Genomic DNA, 22,180 nt, shown 5'->3' with positions numbered 1-22,180 from the left:
GCTCAGGGCAGACACTGAGGCTCCGCAGCCCGCCTGGGAGCCCGCCATGCCTGATTTACACCATCGCCACCCGCAGCCCGTCAGCGTGCACGGGCAATGGCCGGGCGAGCCCGGCGGGCATGCCGATACCCGCAGGTTCCACACCGGCATCGGTTCGCTGGATGTGTTGCGCGCCTTGCGCGCGAGCCGCAAGCAGCACCGGCCATTGTCGCTAAGCGTGCAACTGGCGGCCGGGCTCGATGAGCTGGAGCAGGACGCCTACCTGCGCGGCCTGCAACGGGAGATCGCCCTGGTCGGCTGCCACCTGGGGGCCGACCAGAGCATCGAGCAGTTCCGGTTGAGCGGTGCCACTCCAGGCCTTGAGGTGTTGCAGCGGTTGATGGAGCAACTGCGCCAACGCTTCAGTTTTTTGCCACACGAACTGGGTGACTACGCTGTTGAAGTCGATTTGCACCACACCCGGTGGGCGACCATGGGGCTGTTGCGCGACCTGGGTTTCAACCAGGTCAGTATCGGTGTGCCCGATTGTGGCCAGGGCGGCGTGCTGTCGGCTGCCGACTGGCAGAACCCGGCGCCGATCCATTCACTGATCGATGCCGCGCGCACCTTTGATTTTCGCTCAGTGAGTGTCGACCTCGGCTATGGCCATGCCTGGCAGACCCCGGACAGCTTTGCCCGCAAGCTTGCCACCCTGATCGAGCTTGAGCCCGACCGCCTGCAAGTTTTCGACTACAGCCAGCCGCCGGCGCGCTACGCCCAATGCGCCCGGCAGGCACCCTGCAGCGAGCAGGACAAAGCCCTGATGCGGCGCCTGTGCTTTGCCCAGTTGCTGGCTGCAGGTTACCAACACATCGGCCTCGGCCAGTTCGTGCGCGCCGACGACGACCTGGCGATTGCCCAGGAACGCGGGCGTTTGCGGCGCAATTGCCAGGGCTTTACCCGCCACGGCTATTGCGACCATGTCGGTCTGGGCCTGGGCGCGATCAGCCAGTTCGACGCGCTCTATGCGCAGAACGCCCTGACCCTGACGCACTACCTTCAGCCGTTGCGCAACGATCAGTTGCCTACGTGCCGCGGCTGGCGCTGCGAGGCCGATGAGCAACTGCGCCAGGGCGTCAGCGAGCGCCTGGCCTGTGACCTGGAGCTGGATATCGAGGCCATCGAGGCCCGCTACGGCGTGGATTTTCGCCAGTACTTCGCCAGTGCCTGGCGCCAGCTGGAGGCCATGCGCCGGACAGGGCTGGTCGAGGTCTCGGCGCGCCACATCAGCATATTGCCCGCCGGGCGGGTGAACGTGGATGCCATCTGCCAGCTGTTCGAACAGCAGCAATGGGTCGATCACGATGCCGGTCTTTGAGCCTGGCCAACTATTCTTTTGAGGGTCGAAAATACCCTGGATGACAAGGGTAGAAACAACCATGGCAGGGTCATTGTTACCCCGAATTCAGCCCATGGCCGAGCCCGCGCCCCGTAAACCGCGAGGGGCATGGCTCTTGCACTACCTTGCTCAAGTCCGACGGCTCACGCTGAGCTGTCGGGAACAAGGTAAGGAGAGGCTTGATGCAAGTTCTTGATCGGCGTAAAGCGTTGGCCATCGTGCCGCTGTTACGCCTGGCGTTCCGCCCGTTGTTCCTCGCGGGCTGTGCCCTGGCAGTGCTGGCGATACCGCTGTGGCTGGCGGCCCTGAACGGCACCCTGGGCAACTGGCAGCCGGCCGGCGGCTGGCTGGCCTGGCACCGGCATGAACTGGTGTTCGGTTTTGGCCTGGCGATCATTGCCGGCTTTGTGCTCACGGCGGTGCAGACCTGGACCGGCCAGCCGGGCCTGAGCGGCAAGCCGCTGGCCGGCCTGGCGTTGCTCTGGCTGGCCGGGCGGGTAGCATGGTTGGTGAATGCGCCCTGGCCGTTGCTGGCGCTGCTGGAACTGGGCTTCCCGCTGCTGGTGGCGGTGCTGATGGGGCGCACCCTGTGGCAGGTGCGGCAAAAACGCAATTACCCGATCGTGATGGTGTTGCTGCTGTTGACGGCGGTCGATGGCCTGTCGGTGTATGGCCTGGTGCAAGAGCACGACGGTTGGCAGCGCCAGGGCGTGCTCGGCGGCATCTGGCTGGTCGGGGCGATGATGGGCCTGATTGGCGGGCGGGTGATTCCGTTCTTCACCCAGCGCGGCTTGGGCCGCACCGCGGCGGTAGTGCCCTGGCCGTGGCTCGACGGGCTGCTGCTGGCGGGTTCGGCACTGGTGGCGCTGTTGTATGCGGCGGGGCCGGCGCTGACCACCAATACCGGGATCGGCGCGCTGTTTGCTGCCCTGGCGTGCGGCCACGGGCTACGCCTGTGGCGCTGGTATGACCACGGGCTGTGGCGGGTGCCGCTGCTGTGGTCGCTGCACCTGGCCTATGCCTGGTTGGTGCTGGCCTGCCTGGGCATGGCCCTGTGGCATTTCGGCGTGGCGCTGAATCCGAGCCTGGCGGTGCATTGCCTGACCATCGGCGCCATGGCCGGGTTGATCCTGGCGATGATCGCGCGGGTCAGCCTTGGCCATACCGGGCGGGCGTTGCAGCCGCCGGCGGGGATGACCTTGGCGTTCATCCTGCTCAATCTGGCCGGGGTCAGCCGGGTGTTGCTGGTACTGTGGCTGCCGCTGGGCGGTTTGTGGCTGGCGGGCGGGTGCTGGGTGCTGGCGTTTGCCTTGTATGCCTGGCGCTATGCGCCGATGCTGTTGCGCGCCCGGGTCGACGGGCACCCTGGTTAAGCGCCTGGAGGCGAAGGATGCTGTATCCGTATTTGTTGGTGGTTCATCTACTGGCGGCCATCGCCTTTATCGGCACGCTGTTTTTTGAACTGCTCATCTGGCAGGCGGCGCGCCGGCAGGTGCCGGCTGCGGCGCTGGCCGGGGTAGACCAGGCGCTGTCGGTGCGTTCACGCAAGGTGCTGCATGGTGTGGTGCTGTTGTTGTACGGCGCGGGGCTTGGCCTGGCCTGGCATCACCGCGCAGCCTTGAGCGAACCGTTGGCCAGCAGCTTTGCCAGCCTGCTGAGCCTGAAGATCGTCCTGGCCCTGAGCATCATTGGCCATTACCTGTTGCTGGCGTACTGGCTCAAACGCGGACGCTTGAGCGAGGGGCGTGCGCGTTGGATTCGCTGCAGCATTCTTGGCCATATGTTGGTGATCGTGGTACTGGCCAAGGCGATGTTCTATTGGCATTAGCCTGCGCCGTACTCAGGTGGGCCCTTGCCTGGATTACAACTGCTGCGCGCTCGATCGCGGGTCAAGCCCGCTCCCACAGGTTTGGCGTACACAGACCCATTTGTAGGAGCGGGCTTGCCCCGCGATGAGGCCAGTGCGTTAAGCCAGGGCTTTGACGAACAGCACATCGTTCTCCAGATGAATATGCTGCAGCAAATCCTCGCGAAATTCCGCCAGCCCACGGTACAGGGTACGCCATGTGTTGCAGGCACCTTCCGGCACGCTGATGTCGTTGGTCAGCAAGCTCAAACGCGCCAGCGCCTCACCATGCTGGTCGTGCTCCATGCGCATCACCTGGATCGGCGCACCCGCCTGGCGACCCATGCCCCGTTGTAGCAGGGGGAACAGCACCTGTTCCTCCTTGAGCATGTGCCCTTCAAGTTCCTGTTGCATGTCCTGCAGGTGGTCGGCCAGGCCGTTGGGGCACTGGGCGTGGCCGCCATGGACCTGCTCGACGCGTCGGGCCAGGCGGATCAGTTCCGGCAGTTGCTCACGGTGACGATCGTGGTAGCGGGTGAGGATATAGGCGATCAGTTCGGTCGGGTTCATCAGGGGGCCTGCTCTGCTGGCAAAGTGTCCCAGGGTGATTGCATCGCCCATGCCAGCTTTACTTGCCCGAAATCAAGGTCTGGCGCCGGGCTTGTGGTGAAATCTACCCGCCTGCCTGCGGGTAGCGATAACCATAGAGGGTAATAACTACCATGCTGCGTGAAAGCCTGGCCGCCGACCTGATCGTCGAACTGCCCAATGCCGTGCGCTTGCAGCGCCTGGTACAAACCCTGCGCGAGTACTTCAACTGCGGCGCGGTCGGGCTGTTGCGCCTGGAGGGCGACAGCCTGCGCCCGCAGGCCACGGTCGGGCTGGTCCACGAAGCCCTCGGCCGGCGCTTCGTGATCGCCCGGCATCCGCGCCTGGCAGCGATCATGGCTTCGCGCGAGCCGACCTGGTTCGAGCCCGACAGCCGCCTGCCGGACCCTTACGATGGCCTGCTCGACAGCGCCGTGCACGAACCCCTGGCCGTGCACGACTGCATGGGTGTGAGCCTGTATGTCGAGGGTCAGGTCTGGGGCGCGATCACTCTCGATGCGCTGCGCCCCGGGACCTTCGACAGCGCTGCCCGCGATGAACTCAAACGCTGCACCTTGCAGATCGAAGCGGCCCTGCGGGTCACCCGCCTGGAACAGGAGAACCGCAGCCTGCGCCTGTCACGCAGCGAACCCCAGGACCTGCGTGCGCCGCTGGAAGCGAGCGAGATTCTTGGCCACAGCCCGGTGCTGCAGCAGTTGCTCAACGAGATCGAACTGCTCGCCGACGCCGAACTGCCGGTGTTGCTGCTGGGCGAGACCGGGGTCGGCAAGGAGCTGTTCGCCCGCCGCTTGCATGGTTTATCGCGGCGCCGCCACAAGCCGCTGATCCAGGTCAACTGCGCGGCCTTGCCCGAATCCCTGGCCGAAAGCGAGCTGTTCGGCCATGTCAAAGGTGCGTTTTCAGGCGCCAGCAGCGACCGCGCCGGGCGCTTCGATGCGGCCAACGGTGGCACGCTGTTTCTTGATGAAGTCGGCGAACTGCCGCTGAGCGTGCAGGCCAAGCTGCTGCGCACGTTGCAGAACGGCGAGATCCAGCGCCTGGGCGCCGACAAGCCGCTGCACGTGGATGTGCGCATCATCGCTGCGACCAACCGGCACTTGCCCGACAGCATCCGCGACGGTCTGTTTCGCGCCGACCTCTACCATCGCCTGTCGGTGTATCCGCTGCCGATCCCGCCGCTGCGCGAGCGCGGCGACGATGTGTTGATGATTGCCGGGCAGTTCCTTGAGCTCAACCGCACCCGCCTGGGCCTGCGCGGCTTGCGCCTGTCGCCGGCGGCCGAGCGGGCGCTGCTGGCTTACCACTGGCCGGGCAATGTGCGCGAGCTTGAGCATGTAATCAGCCGCGCCGCGCTCAAGCAGCTGAGCCGCGAGGGCAGCCGCAACCTGATCATTACCCTGGAGCCGCAGGTGCTCGACCTCGACAGCGCGCCGGCAGCCGCGCCAGTGGCAGAGCAGGGGGCACCACCGGCGCTGGCGTTCAGTTCCCTGAGCGAAGCCGTCGACGCCTGCCAGCGCCAGGCCATTGCCCAGGCCCTGCGCCTGAGCGGCGACAACTGGGCCAGCGCCGCGCGGCTGCTGGCGCTCGACCCGAGCAACCTGCACAAACTGGCCAGGCGCTTGCGCCTCAAGTAACGCCGCTGGCGTTGATGGCGGTCAAGGTGCGGGCGGGGCGCTGCTTACAGACTGCGCACACCTAACCAGGAGATCATCGCCATGCCGTTGTCCCTTGCCCAGATGCGTCGCAACTACACCCTCGGTGGCCTGCAGGAAGCCGAAGCGCCGCTGGAGCCTCTGAGCCTCTTTGCCCAGTGGCTGCAACAGGCCCGCGAAACCGAGCGCGAGCCGGTGGAGGCCAACAGTATGCACCTGGCCACGGTGGACGCCACTGGCCGCCCGCATTGCCGGGTATTGCTGCTCAAGGGCGTTGACGAGCAGGGCTTTACCTTCTTCGGCAACTACCAGAGTGCCAAGGGCCAGGAACTGGCAGCCAATCCCTATGCGGCGATGACTTTCTTCTGGCCGGGGCTGGAGCGCCAGGTTCGCATTGAAGGGCCGGTGGCGCGGCTTGACCCGCAGCTGTCCGATGCCTACTTCGATTCGCGCCCCGAAGCCAGCCGCCTGGGCGCCTGGGCGTCGCCGCAAAGCCGGCCGCTGGCCGACCGCGACGCGCTGCAGGCAATGCTCGCGCAGACCATTCGCCGCTTCGTCGAACAACCCCTGCGCCGCCCCGAGCACTGGGGCGGCTACTGCCTGAGGCCTGAACGCATGGAGTTCTGGCAAGGCCGTGCCGACCGCTTGCACGACCGCCTCGACTACCGCTATCAGGGCGGGCAGTGGACGCGCCAGCGCCTGGCGCCCTGAACCCGAAGAGATACCTCCAAGGAGGAATAGGTTCGCCCAGCCTTTAGGTTCAGGCTTGGGCCCATCCCTATCTCACCGGAGCCCAGGCCATGGCCCATCTGGCGCAACGCACGTTTGAACCCCTGAACATCGCTGTGCTGACCATCAGCGACACGCGCAACTTTGATACCGACAGCTCGGGGCAGACCCTTGTCGACCTGCTGCAGGCGGCCGGGCATGTGCTGCTTGAGCGCGACCTGGTCAAGGACGATATCTACCAGATCCGCGCCACGCTCTCGCGCTGGATCGCCGACCCCAAGGTGCAGGTGGTACTGACTACCGGCGGCACCGGCTTTACCGCCCGCGACAACACCCCGCAGGCGGTGCTGCCGTTGCTGGACAAACACGTCGAGGGCTTTGGCGAGTTGTTCCGCCAGGTGTCGCTGGCCGAAATCGGCATGTCCAGCCTGCAGTCGCGCGCGCTGGCCGGCATGAGCAATGGCGTGCTGGTGTGCTGCGTGCCGGGCTCGCCCGGCGCCTGTCGCACGGCCTGGACGCAGATCCTCAATAGCCAGCTCGACAGCCGCACCGGTCCGTGCAATTTCGCCCCGCATCTCAAGGCTCAATCCGAGCAGGCCATCGACGCCTGTGGGACGCGGCCATGAGCGGGCGCGTGTGCGACAGCGGCAAGTTGATCCCGGTCGACCAGGCGATCCGCCATTTGCTTGAACAGGCGCCACCACCACCGGCGGCGCAGATGGTTTTGCTGGAGCAAGCCCTGGGCCGGGTGCTGGCGGCCGATTTCCACGCCCCGCGCAGCCTGCCGGGCTGGGATAACAGCGCCATGGACGGTTTTGCCTTCAGGGCCGCCGACCTGCCTGCGGCGGGCGGTTGCCTGACCCTGGCCGGGCGCATCGCTGCTGGCCAGCAGGCCAGTACTGCATTGCAGCCAGGCCAGGCGGTGCGCATCTTTACCGGCGCACCCTTGCCGCCAGGCGCCGACACGGTGGCCCCGCAAGAGCTGTGCCGGGTTGACGGCGAGCAGGTCTGGCTGCCGGCCGCAAGCCTTGGCGCGCATGTGCGCAAGGCCGGCGAAGAGGTGCGCGAAGGTCATCTGCTGCTGCAGGCCGGCAAGCGCCTGCGCGCCCAGGAGCTGGGCCTGCTGGCCGCCTCGGGGCTGGCCTGGGTCGAGGTCCATCGGCCCTTGCGCGTCGCTTTGCTGAGCAGCGGCGACGAGCTGCGCGAACCCGGCCAGCCACTGGCAGCAGGGCAGATCTACAACAGCAACCGCTATTGCCTGACGGCCCTGTTGCAAGGCTGGGGCGTGGAGGTGCATGACTACGGGGTGATGGCCGATGAGCTGGCGGCCAGCAAGCACGTGCTGAACCTGGCGGCGGCCGAGTGCGACCTGCTGCTGACTTCTGGCGGCGTGTCAGTGGGCGAGGAAGATCACCTCAAGCAAGCCATCCAGGACCTGGGCAGCGTTGACTTCTGGCGCCTGGCGATCCAGCCGGGCAAGCCCCTGGCCTTTGGCGAGGTGGCGGGGCGGCCGTGGATCGGCATGCCGGGCAACCCGGCCGCGGCGCTGATCACCGCGCTGGTGGTGGTAAGGCCCTTGCTGCTGCGCGCCCAGGGCGTGCGTGACGTGCTGCCACAGCCCGTGGCGCTGCCGGCCGGTTTTGACTGGCTGCAGCGTAACAAGCGCCGCCAGTACCTGCGGGCGCGCTTGTTGCCCGAGGCCAACGGCCAGTCCAGCGTGCAACTGCATCCGCAGCAAAGTTCGGCGATGCTCAGCGCCGCCTGCTGGGCCGACGGCCTGGCGCTGGTGGAGTGCGAGCAACAGGTGCACAAACACGACAGCGTACCGTTTTTGTCATTTGCCGAGCTGATGCAGTGAGTGGCCTTGATTGCCGTCAAGGTTCTGCTGGAGGCGCTGGCTAGACTGGCAGCGCTTTTTCCAGTGCTCCGGGCCTGTGTCAACCGCGCAGGCCAGTGGAGATAGGTTTCTTTGATGAGGAAAACCCATGCAACTGGTCTGCCCGGCAGGCAACCTGCCTGCGCTCAAAGCCGCGGTGCGCCAAGGCGCCGATGCGGTGTATGTCGGCTTTCGCGATGACACCAACGCCCGCCATTTCGCCGGCCTGAACATGGACGACAAGCAGTTCGACGCCGCCGTCGGCCATATCCGCCAGCACAATCGCAAGCTCTATGTCGCGGTCAACACCTACCCGCAACCGCTGGGTTGGGAACGCTGGCAGCGGGCGGTGGACCGCGCCGCCGACCATGGTGTCGATGCCCTGATCGCCGCCGACCCGGGGGTGCTCGGCTACGCGGCCGAGCGCCACCCGCAGCTGAACCTGCACCTCTCGGTCCAGGGCTCGGCCACCAACGCCAGCGCCCTGGCTTTCTACGCCCAGCACTACAACATTCGCCGCGCCGTGCTGCCGCGGGTGCTGTCGCTGGCCCAGGTGCGTCAGGTCGCTGCCAGCACCACGGTACCGATCGAGGTGTTCGCCTTCGGCAGCCTGTGCATCATGGCCGAAGGGCGCTGCCACCTGTCCTCGTACATCACCGGCGAGTCGCCGAACCTGTGCGGCGTGTGTTCGCCGGCCAAGGCGGTGCGCTGGAGCGAAGATGCCGATGGCCTCAGCGCGCGCCTGAGCGAGGTGCTGATCGACCGCTATCAAGCTGACGAACCCGCCGGCTACCCGACCTTGTGCAAGGGCCGCTTTATGGTCGGCGGCAAGCGCTTCCACGCCCTGGAAGAGCCCACCAGCCTCGACACCCTCGACCTGCTGCCAGAGCTCGCCGCCATGGGCGTCGAGGCGGTCAAGATCGAAGGCCGTCAGCGCAGCCCGGCGTATGTCGAGCAGGTCACCCAGGTCTGGCGCGCCGCGCTCGACGCCCACCGCCTGGCGCCGCAACGCTTCACGGTCAAGGCGCAGTGGCGCCAGGTGCTGGCCGGTTTGTCCGAAGGCAGCCAGACCACCCTGGGTGCTTACCATCGATCATGGCAATGAGGGACTGCACATGAAGCTCAGCCTGGGACCCGTGTTGTACTACTGGGACAAGGAACAATTGGGGCGTTTCTACAGCGAAATGTCGGCTTTGCCCCTGGATGTGATTTACCTGGGGGAAACCGTCTGCTCGAAACGCCGGGCGATGAACCTCGACCACTGGCTGGGCCTGGGCCGCGAGCTACAGGCCTGCAGCCCGGCGCAGATCGTGCTGTCGAGCCTGACCCTGATCGAAGCTGCGTCCGAGCTCTCCAGCCTGCGCCGCCTGTGCGATAACGGCGAGTTGCTGGTGGAGGCCAACGACATGGGCGCGGTGCAGTACCTGGCCGAGCGCAAGCTGCCGTTCGTGGCCGGGCCGGCGCTGAACCTTTACAACGGCCACGCCCTGGCCAGGCTGCTCGAGTGCGGGATGATCCGCTGGGTGCCGCCGGTGGAGTGCTCGGCGGCGCTGATTCGCGCGGTGCTCGACCAGGCCGTTGAACTGGGCCGTGAACTGCCCGAGGTCGAGGTCTTTGCCTATGGCCACCTGCCGCTGGCCTATTCGGCGCGCTGCTTTACCGCGCGGGCGGAAAACCGGCCCAAGGATGACTGCCAGTTCTGTTGCATCAACTACCCCGATGGCCTGGCCCTGAGCAGCCAGGAAGGCCAGGCGCTGTTCACTCTCAACGGCATCCAGACCATGTCCGCCGAAGTCACCAACCTGCTGGCCGACTATGCCGGGTTGCAAGCCTGCGGCGCCGACCTGCTGCGCCTGAGCCCGCGCGCCCAGGGCATGGCCGAGGTGGTCGAGGCCTTTGCCCGGGTGCGCCAGGGCGAGGCGCCGCCGCTCTGTGTCGATGGCTGCAACGGCTACTGGCATGGCCAGGCGGGCATGTTGCGGGTTGAGGAGGTGGGCCTGTGCTGAACCGTACGCAATGGCTGCTCAAAGGCGCCGACAAGGTCCTGCCGTTGGTGCGCAAGGTGCCTTTTGTGATCCAGCGCGTGGCCTTGCAGCAGGCGCTCAACCGCTGCCTGGCCGAGCCCTTGCGCGACGGCGAGTTCGACCTGCTGCGCGGGCGCTGGCTGTGCCTGCGCATCCCTGACCTCGACCTGACCTGGTACCTGACGCGCAACCGCGAGGGCCTGCAGATCGCCGAGCGGGCCAGGGCCGATGTGACCATTCGCGGCAACTGGCGCGAGTTCCTGTTGCTGGCCAGCCGGCAGGAAGACCCGGACACCCTGTTCTTTCGCCGCCGCCTGGTGATCGAGGGCGACACCGAGCTGGGCCTGACCCTGAAAAACCTGATCGACAGCCTCGACCCCGAGGTGCTGCCGGTGTGGTTGTGGCGCAACCTGGAACGCGCCGGCAAGGGCCTGGCAGCAAGCTGAGGGCAGCGCCGGCGCGCGGGCTAGCCCGTGTAGCCGGCCAGATCATCGGTGTTGAGGATCTGGATGCTGCGCCGCTCCATGGCGATCAGGCCGCGTTCCACCAGGCGGTGCAGGGTGCGCGAAAAGGTCTCCGGCTGGATCCCCAGCTTGGAGGCCACCAGGCGCTTGGACACTTGCAACTCGACCCGGCCGCTGTCCGGGTCGCACTCCTGCAGCAAAAAATTGATCACCCGCCGGCTGGCGCTGGCCGAGGTCAGGGTGTCGATGTCCTTGAGGCGCTGATGCAGGTGGATGCTCATGTTCGCCAGGATCGCCAGGCACACCTGCGGCTGGTCTTCCAGGGCATTGCGGTAGTGGCCGCCGTCGATGCTGATCAGCAGGCAATCCTTGAGCGCCGTGGCCGTCACCGGGTAGCTGCGCGCCTGGCTGAACAGCAGCGCCTCGGCAAAGGTCTGGCCCGGCTGGATGATCTCCACCAGGTGTTCCTGGCCCTCGGCGCTGAGCCGGTACAGCTTGATCTGGCCGCTGACCAGCAAGAAGAAGCGCTTGGCCGGGTCGCCCTGGTGCATGAGCGTGTCGTGACAGCCCAAGCGCCGGAGCATGGCCAGGCTGCAGACGGCTTCGAAGACTTTCTCCGGCAGTTGGCTGAACAGGTGGTGGCGACGTAAAAGCAGAACGCTAGAAGGGTGGGTCAGCATGGCGTACCTCCGCTGACGCCTATGGTAGAACCCGTGGCGCCGGCGGCCTATGCCTCTGCCGGTCTACCTCCAAAGGGGCAGTCGCCGGCTCAGGCACTGTGGCGCAGGTGCTCAAGGGCCCACACCGCCGCCTCCACCCGCGAGCGCAGGCCGAGCTTGTGCAGCAGGTTCTTCACATGCACCTTGACCGTGCCTTCGGTGATCCCCAGCTTGTGGCCGATGACCTTGTTGCTGTAGCCGCTGGCGATGGTTTTCAGCACCTGGCGTTCGCGTTCGGTGAGCTCGACGTCGGCCTGGCGCGGCGGTGAGCGCAGGGCCTGGGCCATGACCCGGGTCAGCCCCGGGCTGATCACCAGGGCGCCGTTCATGGCATCGCGGATGTACTGGGTCAACAGCTCCGGCTCCATGTCCTTGAGCAGGTAGCCGTCGGCGTCCAGGCGCAGGGCATCGCGGATATCGTCTTCGGCATCGGACACGGTAAACAGCAGCACCTTGCCGGCAAAGCCCTGGCTGCGCAGATGGCGCAGGGTTTCGATGCCGTTCATCTGCGGCATGTTGTTGTCCAGCAGCAGCAGGTCAGGTTGCAGCGGCGCGATCAGGGCCAGGGCTTCTTCGCCGTGGCTGGCCTCGCCGACGATCTCGAAGTCGTCTTCCAGTTCAAGCATCTGGCGAATGCCATGGCGCATCATCGGGTGGTCGTCGACCAGCAGTACCCGGTAGCGCGGGGAGGGGGTCATACAGGGTTACCTTCGTTCAAGTGCCCGAGAAATTCCGGGCGAAATTCCATCTGTACCCGGGTGCCTTGCGGCGTCCGGCCAACAATCTGCAACTGGCCGCGCAGGCTGCGCGCCCGCTCGTCCATGATGTTCAGGCCGTGGTGTTCGCGCAGGTCGTGGGTGGCGCTGAAACCACGGCCATCGTCCTCGATCGACAGGCAGACCTGCTCGCCGTGCTGGCGCAATTGCAGCCAGGCGTTCTGCGCATGGGCATGGCGCAGGCAGTTGGACAGCGCCTCGCGGGTGATCTGCAGAATGTGGATCTGTTCGCTGGCCGACAGCTCGAAGGCCAGGCTGTCGACGTGCAGGTGCACCTGGAACTCGCCCCGGCGGGAGAACTCCTCGGCGGTGTCCTTGAGTTCCTGCACCAGGCCTGCGTCATGGATCTGCAGGCGAAAGGTGGTGAGCAGTTCGCGCAACTGCCGGTAGGCGTTGTTCAGGCCTTCGCGCAGCTCGGCGGTGACGTTCTCAAGGGTTGCCACCGGCTCGCCACGGCGCATCAGGGTTTGCATGCGGCTGACCTGCAGCTTCATGTACGACAGCGCCTGGGCCAGCGAATCGTGCAGCTCGCGGGCGATGATCGCGCGTTCTTCGAGCAGCACCAAGCGATGGTCCTGTTCGCGCTGGCGCTTGAGCGACAGCGAGGTGCCGATCAGGTTGGCCAGGGCCTGGATCAGCTCGGTTTCCCAGGGTTGCGGCTCGTGGCCGTCGATAAAGTGCGCCTTCAGTTCACCGAGGGTGCTGCCCTGGTTGCTGATGCTGAAGGTATGGCGCAGGGTGCGCTGGTGGCGCTGGCAACTGGCGCAGTCGCTGCTGGCGCAGATCTTGCGGCTGGCGGCGCCATGCAGGGCCAGCAGTTGCTGGGCCGGGGCCTGCAACTGGCCTTGCAGGCACAGCGACAGGCGCAGGCCCGGCAAGCGCTGCTGAAAGCGCCGGATCAGCTCATCCAGGCCCTCGGCGTTGGCCAGCCGCGTGGCCAGGCTGCGGCTGCTCTGGTACAGCAGCTCAAGGGCGGCATTGGCCTGCTGCAGGTTGAGGGTTTTTTGCTGCACCTGGCTTTGCAGCGTGCGGTGCGAGTGTTCGATGGTTTCGGCCATGGCGTTGAAGCGGGTGGCCAATTCGCCGAGTTCGTCTGCCGACTGATGATTGACCCGCGCCTGGAACTCGCCACGGCGAAAGCGCTGGGTGGCGTCGACCAATTCCTTGAGCGGCGTGATGACGTTGTACTGTAGCTCGTACAGGCCGAACAGCAGGACGATCATGGTGGTGAACAGCGCCGCGCCCTGGATCACTTGCTGCCAGCCCTGCTTATGCTCGCTCTGGCGCTGCAGCAGGCTGACGAACTGGTTGAGCTGGTTGACGAAGGGCAGGGTGCTGGCCTGAAACGTGGCGGCGTCGCCGCGCTGCAAGGCTGGCAACAGGGTGTGCTGCCAGTAGTCCTGCAAGCGCTGGTAGCTGGCCTGCAGTTCAAGGTTCTTGCCGTCTTCGAGCACCGCTTGCAGGGCCGGGCTGTTGAGCCGTTGCTGCAGGCTGTCGCGGATGCGCTCAAGCTCGGCAGGCTCGGCACCGGCGGCGAGCTTCCAGCTCAGGTGGTAGGTCTCCATGCGCACCGAGCCTGCGGTATTGATCGCCGCCGCATCGCCCTGGCTGAACCAGGCGATCAGGCCGGCGCTGAGCGAGCTGGCCAGGGCCAGCACGGCAATCAGAATCACCGCCAGGCCGGCGCGCGCGGGCAACGAGCTGCGCAGCCAGCCGATCATGGACGGCGGCCGGGGGCGATGAGTGGAAAGCGGTACATGGAGCACTCCAGGGTGTTGCAACTGATCGTTTCGCAGCCTTCCCTGGCGCTCTACCTCTAAAGAGTTTGCAACTGTCAGGTTTCTTGCGATGGCGCTGAGAAACTTGACAAGGCCCTGATAAACAAAGGGTTTAGAGGTTTTTCGGCGCTACCTCGTTGGAGGTAGGCAGTACAAGCATAGGCCCAGGGGCGCCAGGGCTTCTTTGATCGGGGTCAAGTTTTATCGGGGTTTGCCTCTCTAGTCTGCCGGCCATGGCTACCTGACTGGAGACCCGAGATGACTCAACCGCGAATACGCCAAGGCCTGGTATTGGGCATGAGTACGCTGGCCTTCACCGTCTGCTTCATGGTCTGGATGATGTTTGCCGTGCTCGGCGTGCCGATCAAGGACCTGCTCCAGCTCAACGAAACCCAGTTCGGCCTGCTGGCCGCCACCCCGGTACTGACCGGCTCGCTGGTGCGCCTGCCGCTGGGCATGCTCACCGACCGCTTTGGCGGGCGCAGCGTGTTCTTCCTGTTGATGCTCGCCTGCGTGCTGCCGCTGTACCTGATCAGCCACGCTACGGCGTACTGGCAGTTCCTGGTCCTGGGTTTGTTCGTCGGCCTGGCCGGTGGCTCGTTCTCGGTGGGCATCGCCTATGTTGCCAAGTGGTTCGAACAAGACAACCAGGGCCTGGCCATGGGCATTTTCGGTGCCGGCAACGCAGGCGCCGCGGTCACCAAGTTCCTCGCCCCGGCGCTGATTGCCGCCGGCAGCTGGCAGCTGGTGCCGAAGGTGTTCAGCGCCATCCTGTTCATTACCGCGCTGCTGTTCTGGTTGCTCAGTGCCGACAACAAGGCCCATCGCAGCGCCAGCGGTGCGAGCCTTGGCGAGCAGCTCAAGGCCCTGGCCGAGCCTGCGGTGTGGCGCTACTGCCAGTACTACTCGATCGTCTTCGGCGGCTACGTGGCCCTGGCGCTGTGGATGACCAAGTACTACGTCCAGGAATACGGCTTCAGCCTGCAAAGCGCGGCGCTGCTGGCCGCCTGCTTCTCACTGCCGGGTGGCGTGCTGCGCGCCGTCGGCGGCTGGATGTCGGACCGTTGGGGCGCGCAGAGCGTGACCTGGTGGGTGCTGTGGGTCAGCTGGATCTGCCTGTTCCTGCTCTCGTACCCGCAAACCCAGCTGCAGGTGCAGACCATAAACGGCCCGCTGGACTTTCACATCGGCCTGAACCCTGCGCTGTTCACCGTGCTGCTGTTCGTCATGGGCATCGCCTTCGCCTTCGGCAAGGCCTCGGTGTTCAAGTACATCGCCAACGACTACCCGCAGAACATGGGCGCGGTGTCCGGCATTGTCGGCCTGGCCGGCGGCCTGGGCGGCTTCATTCTGCCGATCCTGTTCGGCGCGCTGGTCGACCTCACCGGCGTGCGCTCCTCCTGCTTCATGTTGATGTACGGCGTGGTCTGGGTCTCGCTCACCTGGATGTACTTCAGCGAAATCCGCAAGCGCCCGCTGCTGGGCAGACAGCCTGCAGCCGTAACGCCCCCGTTTTCCAGCATTGCCCAAGGAGAAGACCATGTCGGTTCTTAAACAGCCTGACCAAGGCCCGGTGATTCACGACTGGCGCCCGGAAGACCCCGCGTTCTGGGGGCAAAGCGGCAAGCAGACCGCCACCCGCAACCTGTGGATCTCGATCCCCGCACTGCTGCTGGCCTTTGCCGTGTGGATGGTGTGGAGCACGGTGATCGTGCGCCTGAATGCCATCGGCTTCAGCTTCAGCACCGACCAGTTGTTCTGGCTGGCCGCCTTGCCCGGGCTCTCGGGGGCGACCTTGCGGGTGTTCTACTCGTTCATGGTGCCGATCTTCGGCGGCCGGCGCTGGACTGCCCTGAGCACCGCCTCGCTGCTGGCACCGTCGCTGTGGATGGGCTTTGCCGTGCAAGACCCGAACACCCCCTACAGCGTGTTCGTGATCATCGCGCTGCTGTGCGGCTTTGGCGGCGGCAACTTCGCTTCGAGCATGTCCAATATCAGCTTTTTCTACCCCAAGTCGCAGCAGGGCACCGCCCTGGGCCTGAACGCCGGGCTGGGTAACCTCGGCGTTTCGGTGATGCAGTTCTGTGTGCCGCTGGTGATCACCTTCGGCCTGTTCGGCGCCCTCGGTGGCCAGCCGCAGGCACTCGCCGACGGTGGCCAGCTGTGGCTGCAGAACGCAGGCTTCATCTGGGTGCCGTTCATTGTCCTGGTCACGGTGCTGGCCTGGTTCGGCATGAACGACCTGTCCAGCGCCAAGGCTTCGTTCAGCGAGCAGGCGGTGATCTTCAAGCGCAAGCACAACTGGCTGATGTGCTGGTTGTACCTGGCCACCTTCGGCTCGTTCATCGGTTTTTCCGCAGCCTTTCCGCTGCTGATCAAGACCGCTTTCCCGCAGGTCAACGCCCTGACCTTCGCCTTCCTCGGCCCGTTGGTCGGCGCCCTGGTGCGTCCGCTGGGCGGCTGGCTGGCCGACAAGCTCGGCGGCGCACGGGTGACCCTGTGGAGCTTCGTGCTGATGATCGTCATGGTCTTCGGCGTGCTGGCGTTCATCCCCGCCCAGGGCGAGAGCAGCAACTTCTACGGCTTTCTCGGCATGTTCATGCTGCTGTTCATCACCACCGGCATCGGCAACGGTTCGACCTTCCGCATGATCCCGGTGATCTTTCGCACCCTGCACGAACAGGCCGCCAGCGGCAAAGGCGCCGCCGCCCGCGAACAGGCGCTGAAGAACGCCGGCAAGGAATCGGCCGCAGTGCTGGGCTTCAGCTCGGCGATGGGCGCCTTCGGCGCGTTCTTCATCCCCAAGACCTTCGGTACTTCCATGGCCCTGACCGGTGGCCCGCAGATGGCCTTCTACCTGTTCGTCGGCTTTTACCTGAGCTGCATCGTCGTGACCTGGTGGTGGTACGCGCGCAAAGGCGCCGCGACCCCCTGCTGACAGAACCCCGAATTCACACCTTGCCCGGGCGGGGCGCAGAACCCCGCAGCCGCAAGCCTGAGAGGAAAGCACCATGAGTCATCTACTGGATCAACTGCGGTTCTTCAATCGCAAGCAAGGCGAGTTTGCCGACGGTCATGGCGAGACCCGCAAAGAGTCGCGCGACTGGGAGAACGTCTACCGTTCGCGCTGGCAGTACGACAAGATCGTGCGCTCCACCCACGGGGTCAACTGCACCGGTTCCTGCTCGTGGAAGATTTATGTGAAGAACGGCCTGATCACCTGGGAAACCCAGCAGACCGACTACCCGCGTACCCGCAACGACCTGCCCAACCACGAGCCGCGCGGCTGCCCGCGGGGTGCCAGCTACAGCTGGTACATTTACAGTGCCAACCGCCTGAAGTACCCGAAGATCCGCAAGCCGCTGCTCAAATTGTGGCGTGAGGCGCGCCAGAACCTGGGGCCGGTCGAAGCCTGGGCCAGCATCGTCGAGAACCAGGCCAAGGCCGACAGCTACAAGAGCAAACGCGGCATGGGCGGCTTCATTCGTTCCAGCTGGGATGAAGTCACCGAGATCATCGCCGCCGCCAACGTCTACACCATCAAGCAATACGGCCCCGACCGGGTGGTGGGCTTCTCGCCGATCCCGGCGATGTCGATGGTCAGCTACGCCGCCGGTGCCCGCTACCTGTCGCTGCTGGGCGGCACCTGCCTGAGCTTCTACGACTGGTACTGCGACCTGCCGCCGGCCTCGCCGATGGTCTGGGGCGAGCAGACCGACGTGCCGGAATCGGCCGACTGGTACAACTCCAACTACATCATCGCCTGGGGCTCCAACGTTCCGCAGACCCGCACCCCCGACGCGCATTTTTTTACCGAGGTGCGCTACAAAGGCACCAAGACCGTGGCCATCACCCCCGACTATTCGGAAGTGGCCAAGCTCACCGACCTGTGGCTCAACCCCAAGCAGGGTACCGACGCCGCCCTGGCCCAGGCCTTCAACCATGTGATCTTCAAGGAATTTCACCTCGACCGGCCCAGCGCCTACTTTACCGAGTACGCCAAGCGCTACACCGACCTGCCGGTGCTGGTGCTGCTCAAGCCGATGCTCGGCACCGCGCCGGGCAACGGCTATCAGCCGGACCGCTTCCTGCGCGCCTCGGACCTGGCAAACAACCTTGGCCAGGACAACAACCCCGAGTGGAAAACCATTGCCCTGGACGCCGACGGCGAGCTGGTCTCGCCCCAGGGTTCGATTGGCTACCGCTGGGGCGAGCAGGGCAAGTGGAACATCCTTGCCCGTGAAGGCGGCGAAGGCCGCGAGATCGACCTGACCCTGAGCCTGATCGGTGGCGACGTCGCCGAAGTGGCCTTCCCGTACTTTGCCGGCGAGAGCCACGAGCACTTCCAGCATGTCGCCGGCGACGCCGTGCAGTACCGCCGCGTGCCGGTGCGCAGCCTGACCCTGGCCGACGGTAGCCAGGTCAAGGTGGCCACGGTGTTCGACCTGTCGGCGGCCAACCTTGCCATCGACCGTGGCCTGGGCGGCGCCAATGTGGCCCGCGACTACGACGACGCCAGCGTGCCCGGCACCCCGGCCTGGCAGGAGCAGATCACCGGCGTCAGCCGCGAGAAAGCCATCCAGATCGCCCGCGAGTTTGCCGACAACGCCGACAAGACCCGTGGCCGCTCGATGATCATCGTCGGCGCGGCGATGAACCACTGGTACCACATGGACATGAACTACCGCGGGCTGATCAACATGCTCATGCTCTGCGGTTGCGTCGGCCAGACCGGTGGCGGCTGGGCCCACTACGTCGGCCAGGAAAAACTGCGCCCGCAGTGTGGCTGGCTGCCGCTGGCCTTCGGCCTGGACTGGAGCCGGCCGCCACGGCAGATGAACGGCACCAGCTTCTTCTACGCCCACAGCTCGCAATGGCGTCATGAGAAGATGAGCATGCACGACGTGCTCTCGCCGCTGGCCGACAAGCGCGAGTTCCCCGAACACGCCCTGGACTACAACATCCGCGCCGAACGCGCCGGCTGGCTGCCCAGTGCGCCGCAGCTCAACACCAACCCGCTGCACATCTGCCGCGACGCCGCCGCGGCCGGGATGGCGCCCAAGGACTACGTGGTCAAGGGCCTGCACGAAGGCAGCCTGCGCTTTGCCTGCGAGCAGCCGGACAACCCGGTCAACTTCCCGCGCAACATGTTCATCTGGCGGTCCAACCTGCTCGGCTCCTCGGGAAAGGGCCACGAGTACATGCTCAAGTACCTGCTCGGCACCCGTAACGGGGTGATGAACGAAGACATCGGCCAGGTTGGCGACTGCAAGCCGCAAGAGGCCGAATGGGTCGACGACGGCGCCATCGGCAAGCTCGACCTGGTGACTACCCTGGATTTCCGCATGTCCTCGACCTGCGTGTATTCCGACATCGTCCTGCCGACCGCGACCTGGTACGAGAAGGACGACATGAACACCTCGGACATGCACCCGTTCATCCACCCGTTGTCGGCAGCCATTGACCCGGCCTGGGAATCGCGCTCGGACTGGGAGATCTACAAGGGCATCGCCAAGGCCTTCTCGGCTATGGCCGAAGGGCACCTGGGCGTCGAGCAGGACCTGGTCACCGTGCCGCTGATGCATGACAGCGTCGGCGAGCTGGCCCAGCCGTTTGGCGGCACCGACTGGAAAACCGCCGGCGTCGCCCCGCAGCCGGGCAAGAACGCACCGAACCTGCAGGTGGTCGAACGCGACTACCCGAACATCTACAAGCAGTTCACCTCGCTCGGCCCGCTGCTGGAAAAACTCGGCAATGGCGGCAAGGGCATCAACTGGAACACCGATGAAGAAGTGAAGTTTCTCGGTGAGCTGAACTACCGCGAAGTCGAGGCAGGCATCAGCCAGGGCCGGCCGAAGATCGACACTGCCATCGACGCCGCCGAGGTGATTCTCTCGCTGGCCCCGGAAACCAATGGCCACGTGGCGGTCAAGGCCTGGGCGGCGCTGTCGCAGTTCACCGGCATCGACCACAGCCACCTGGCGCTGTCCAAGGCCCACGAAGCGATCCGCTTTCGCGACATTCAGGCGCAGCCGCGCAAGATCATCTCCAGCCCGACCTGGTCGGGGCTCGAGGACGATCACGTCAGCTATAACGCCGGCTACACCAACGTCCACGAGAACATCCCGTGGCGGACCATCACCGGCCGCCAGCAGTTCTACCAGGATCACCCGTGGATGCAGGCGTTCGGCGAGCAGTTGATGAGCTACCGGCCACCGGTCAACACCCGCACCATCGCCGGGGTGAAAGACAAGCGCAGCAACGGCGAGACCGAGATCGTCCTGAACTGGATCACCCCGCACCAGAAGTGGGGTATCCACAGCACCTACAGCGACAACCTGCTGATGCTCACCCTGAGCCGTGGCGGGCCGATCGTCTGGCTCTCGGAGATTGATGCGAAGAAGGCCGGCATCGAAGACAACGACTGGATCGAGTGCTTCAACGCCAACGGCGCGCTGACCGCCCGGGCGGTGGTCAGCCAACGGGTCAAGGAGGGCATGGTGATGATGTACCACGCCCAGGAACGGATCGTGAACGTGCCCGGCGCCGAGACCACCAAGACCCGCGGCGGCCACCACAACTCGGTCACCCGCGTGGTGCTCAAGCCGACCCACATGATCGGCGGCTACGCGCAACAGGCCTATGGCTTCAACTATTACGGCACGGTCGGCTGCAACCGCGACGAATTCGTCGTGGTGCGCAAGATGGCCCAGGTCGACTGGCTCGACGGCTCGCGCGGCGATGAGCTGCCCCGTCCGCTGCCGACCGAGATGGAATAAGGAGCACTGTCATGAAGATCCGTTCACAAATCGGCATGGTCCTCAACCTGGACAAATGCATCGGCTGCCACACCTGTTCGATCACCTGCAAGAACGTCTGGACCAGCCGCGAAGGCATGGAATACGCCTGGTTCAATAACGTTGAATCCAAGCCCGGGGTCGGCTACCCGAAAGAGTGGGAAAACCAGGACAAGTGGAAGGGCGGCTGGCTGCGCAACGCCAACGGCTCGATCAACCCGCGCATCGGCGGCAAGTTCCGGGTGCTGGCGAACATCTTCGCCAACCCCGATCTGCCGAGCCTGGACGACTACTACGAGCCGTTCGACTTCGACTACCAGCACCTGCACACCGCGCCCCTGGGCGAGCACCAGCCGACCGCGCGGCCGCGCTCGGTGGTGTCCGGCAAGCGTATGGAAAAGATCGAATGGGGGCCGAACTGGGAGGAGATCCTCGGCACCGAGTTCGCCAAGCGGCGCAAGGACAAGAACTTCGACCAGATCCAGGCCGACATCTACGGTGAGTACGAAAACACCTTCATGATGTACCTGCCGCGCCTGTGCGAGCACTGCCTCAATCCTGCGTGCGCGGCGTCCTGCCCGAGCGGGGCGATCTACAAGCGCGAAGAGGACGGTATCGTCCTCATCGACCAGGAAAAATGCCGCGGCTGGCGCATGTGCATCAGCGGCTGCCCGTACAAGAAGATCTACTTCAACTGGAAGAGCGGCAAATCCGAGAAGTGCATCTTCTGCTACCCGCGCATCGAAGCCGGCATGCCTACGGTGTGCGCCGAAACCTGCGTCGGGCGCATCCGCTACCTCGGCGTGCTGCTGTATGACGCCGACCGCATTGCCGAGGTGGCCAGCACCGCCAACGAGCACGACCTGTACGAGAAGCAGCTGGAAATCTTCCTCGACCCCAACGACCCGGCGGTGATCCGCCAGGCCCTGGAGGACGGCGTACCGCAGTCGGTGATCGATGCCGCGCAACGCTCGCCGGTGTACAAGATGGCCGTCGACTGGCAGCTGGCGCTGCCGCTGCACCCGGAATACCGCACCTTGCCGATGGTCTGGTACGTACCGCCGCTGTCGCCGATCCAGAACGCCGCAGCTGCCGGCACCGTGGGCATGAACGGGGTAATCCCGGACGTCGACAGCCTGCGTATCCCATTGCGCTACCTGGCCAATCTGCTCACCGCCGGTGACGAAAAGCCGGTCAAACGCGCCCTCAAGCGCCTGCTGGCCATGCGCGCTTACAAGCGCGCCGAGCAGGTCGAGGGCGTGCAGGACCTCAAGGTGCTGGAGGACGTCGGCTTGAGCGTCAACCAGGTCGAGGAGATGTACCGCTACCTGGCCATCGCCAACTACGAAGACCGTTACGTGGTACCGAGTGCCCACCGCGAAGAGGCCATGAGCGATACCTTCGCCGAGCGCTCCGGTTGCGGCTTCAGCTTCGGCAGCGGCTGCAGCGGCAGCTCCGACACCAACCTGTTCGGGGCGAAGAAGGCCAACCGCCGCGACATCCTCAAAACCGTACAGATGTGGGAGGAATGA

Annotated in this window: 17 protein-coding genes and 1 pseudogene; 14 read left to right on the top strand and 4 right to left on the bottom strand. The window is 65.4% G+C overall.

Features of this window, described 5'->3' with window-relative positions; translation table 11 throughout:
• Window positions 1–46: 46 nt before the first annotated feature.
• The 3 genes from LOY34_RS15160 to LOY34_RS15150 all read left to right on the top strand — a co-directional run bounded on the left by LOY34_RS15160 (window position 47) and on the right by LOY34_RS15150 (window position 3,206).
• Complete coding sequence (locus LOY34_RS15160) at window positions 47–1,357, top strand: coproporphyrinogen III oxidase (protein WP_195884357.1); 1,311 nt, start codon at window positions 47–49, stop codon at window positions 1,355–1,357.
• Between the two features lie 203 nt (window positions 1,358–1,560).
• Window positions 1,561–2,751 (top strand): NnrS family protein, encoded by a 1,191-nt coding sequence (locus LOY34_RS15155; protein WP_195884356.1) that lies wholly within the window; start codon window positions 1,561–1,563, stop codon window positions 2,749–2,751.
• Window positions 2,752–2,768: 17 nt separating this feature from the next.
• Window positions 2,769–3,206: a hypothetical protein gene (locus LOY34_RS15150; protein ID WP_195884355.1), complete on the top strand. Its 438-nt coding sequence runs from the start codon at window positions 2,769–2,771 to the stop codon at window positions 3,204–3,206.
• A 138-nt stretch (window positions 3,207–3,344) separates the two neighbouring features.
• On the opposite strand, the pseudogene LOY34_RS15145 reads toward LOY34_RS15150, so the two are convergent.
• A pseudogene (locus tag LOY34_RS15145) lies at window positions 3,345–3,779 on the bottom strand (hemerythrin domain-containing protein); the annotation flags it as partial.
• Between the two features lie 167 nt (window positions 3,780–3,946).
• On the opposite strand from LOY34_RS15145, the gene norR reads away from it, so the two are divergent.
• The 7 genes from norR to LOY34_RS15110 all read left to right on the top strand — a co-directional run bounded on the left by norR (window position 3,947) and on the right by LOY34_RS15110 (window position 10,560).
• A complete protein-coding gene (gene norR, locus LOY34_RS15140) occupies window positions 3,947–5,467 on the top strand; it encodes a nitric oxide reductase transcriptional regulator NorR (protein WP_195884353.1) in 1,521 nt (506 codons plus the stop codon).
• A gap of 81 nt (window positions 5,468–5,548) precedes the next feature.
• The gene (gene pdxH / locus LOY34_RS15135; protein WP_195884352.1) at window positions 5,549–6,196 is read left to right on the top strand and encodes a pyridoxamine 5'-phosphate oxidase; all 648 of its coding nucleotides are present in this window, start codon (window positions 5,549–5,551) and stop codon (window positions 6,194–6,196) included.
• A gap of 89 nt (window positions 6,197–6,285) precedes the next feature.
• Window positions 6,286–6,840, top strand: coding sequence for a molybdenum cofactor biosynthesis protein B (moaB, locus tag LOY34_RS15130; RefSeq protein ID WP_195884351.1), 555 nt, complete (start codon window positions 6,286–6,288; stop codon window positions 6,838–6,840).
• Window positions 6,837–8,072 (top strand): gephyrin-like molybdotransferase Glp, encoded by a 1,236-nt coding sequence (glp, locus tag LOY34_RS15125; protein WP_195884350.1) that lies wholly within the window; start codon window positions 6,837–6,839, stop codon window positions 8,070–8,072. The genes moaB and glp overlap by 4 nt, the downstream gene beginning before the upstream one ends.
• Before the next feature lie 127 nt (window positions 8,073–8,199).
• Window positions 8,200–9,195 carry a peptidase U32 family protein gene (locus LOY34_RS15120; RefSeq protein ID WP_258663429.1) on the top strand — a complete coding sequence of 332 codons (996 nt, stop codon included), beginning with the start codon at window positions 8,200–8,202 and terminating at the stop codon, window positions 9,193–9,195.
• Between the two features lie 10 nt (window positions 9,196–9,205).
• Window positions 9,206–10,096: a U32 family peptidase gene (locus LOY34_RS15115; RefSeq protein ID WP_195884348.1), complete on the top strand. Its 891-nt coding sequence runs from the start codon at window positions 9,206–9,208 to the stop codon at window positions 10,094–10,096.
• Window positions 10,090–10,560, top strand: a complete 471-nt coding sequence (locus LOY34_RS15110) for an SCP2 domain-containing protein (RefSeq protein ID WP_093381867.1) — start codon at window positions 10,090–10,092, stop codon at window positions 10,558–10,560. Before LOY34_RS15115 ends, LOY34_RS15110 begins: the two co-directional genes overlap by 7 nt.
• 20 nt (window positions 10,561–10,580) lie before the next feature.
• Here the strand turns inward: LOY34_RS15110 and LOY34_RS15105 are convergent, their stop codons facing one another.
• From LOY34_RS15105 to LOY34_RS15095, 3 genes are all read right to left on the bottom strand, one after another.
• A complete protein-coding gene (locus LOY34_RS15105; RefSeq protein WP_195884347.1) occupies window positions 10,581–11,258 on the bottom strand; it encodes a Crp/Fnr family transcriptional regulator in 678 nt (225 codons plus the stop codon).
• An 89-nt stretch (window positions 11,259–11,347) separates the two neighbouring features.
• Complete coding sequence (gene narL / locus LOY34_RS15100) at window positions 11,348–11,995, bottom strand: two-component system response regulator NarL (protein WP_195884346.1); 648 nt, start codon at window positions 11,993–11,995, stop codon at window positions 11,348–11,350.
• Window positions 11,992–13,794: a HAMP domain-containing protein gene (locus LOY34_RS15095; protein ID WP_195884345.1), complete on the bottom strand. Its 1,803-nt coding sequence runs from the start codon at window positions 13,792–13,794 to the stop codon at window positions 11,992–11,994. The genes narL and LOY34_RS15095 overlap by 4 nt, the downstream gene beginning before the upstream one ends.
• A 315-nt stretch (window positions 13,795–14,109) precedes the next feature.
• On the opposite strand from LOY34_RS15095, the gene LOY34_RS15090 reads away from it, so the two are divergent.
• From LOY34_RS15090 to narH, 4 genes are all read left to right on the top strand, one after another.
• Window positions 14,110–15,405 carry a nitrate/nitrite transporter gene (locus LOY34_RS15090; protein ID WP_045198009.1) on the top strand — a complete coding sequence of 432 codons (1,296 nt, stop codon included), beginning with the start codon at window positions 14,110–14,112 and terminating at the stop codon, window positions 15,403–15,405.
• A complete protein-coding gene (locus LOY34_RS15085) occupies window positions 15,392–16,789 on the top strand; it encodes a NarK family nitrate/nitrite MFS transporter (protein ID WP_258663425.1) in 1,398 nt (465 codons plus the stop codon). The genes LOY34_RS15090 and LOY34_RS15085 overlap by 14 nt, the downstream gene beginning before the upstream one ends.
• Window positions 16,790–16,862: 73 nt before the next feature.
• Window positions 16,863–20,630, top strand: coding sequence for a nitrate reductase subunit alpha (locus LOY34_RS15080; protein WP_195884344.1), 3,768 nt, complete (start codon window positions 16,863–16,865; stop codon window positions 20,628–20,630).
• An 11-nt stretch (window positions 20,631–20,641) separates the two neighbouring features.
• Entirely contained in the window at window positions 20,642–22,180 is a 1,539-nt protein-coding gene (gene narH, locus LOY34_RS15075; protein WP_195884343.1) for a nitrate reductase subunit beta, read from the top strand.

It is taken from the genome of Pseudomonas sp. B21-009, assembly GCF_024749345.1.
Lineage (GTDB): Bacteria > Pseudomonadota > Gammaproteobacteria > Pseudomonadales > Pseudomonadaceae > Aquipseudomonas.
The sequence above is the reverse complement of the archived record's forward strand: the minus strand, read 5'-3'. Positions and strand labels throughout refer to the sequence as shown.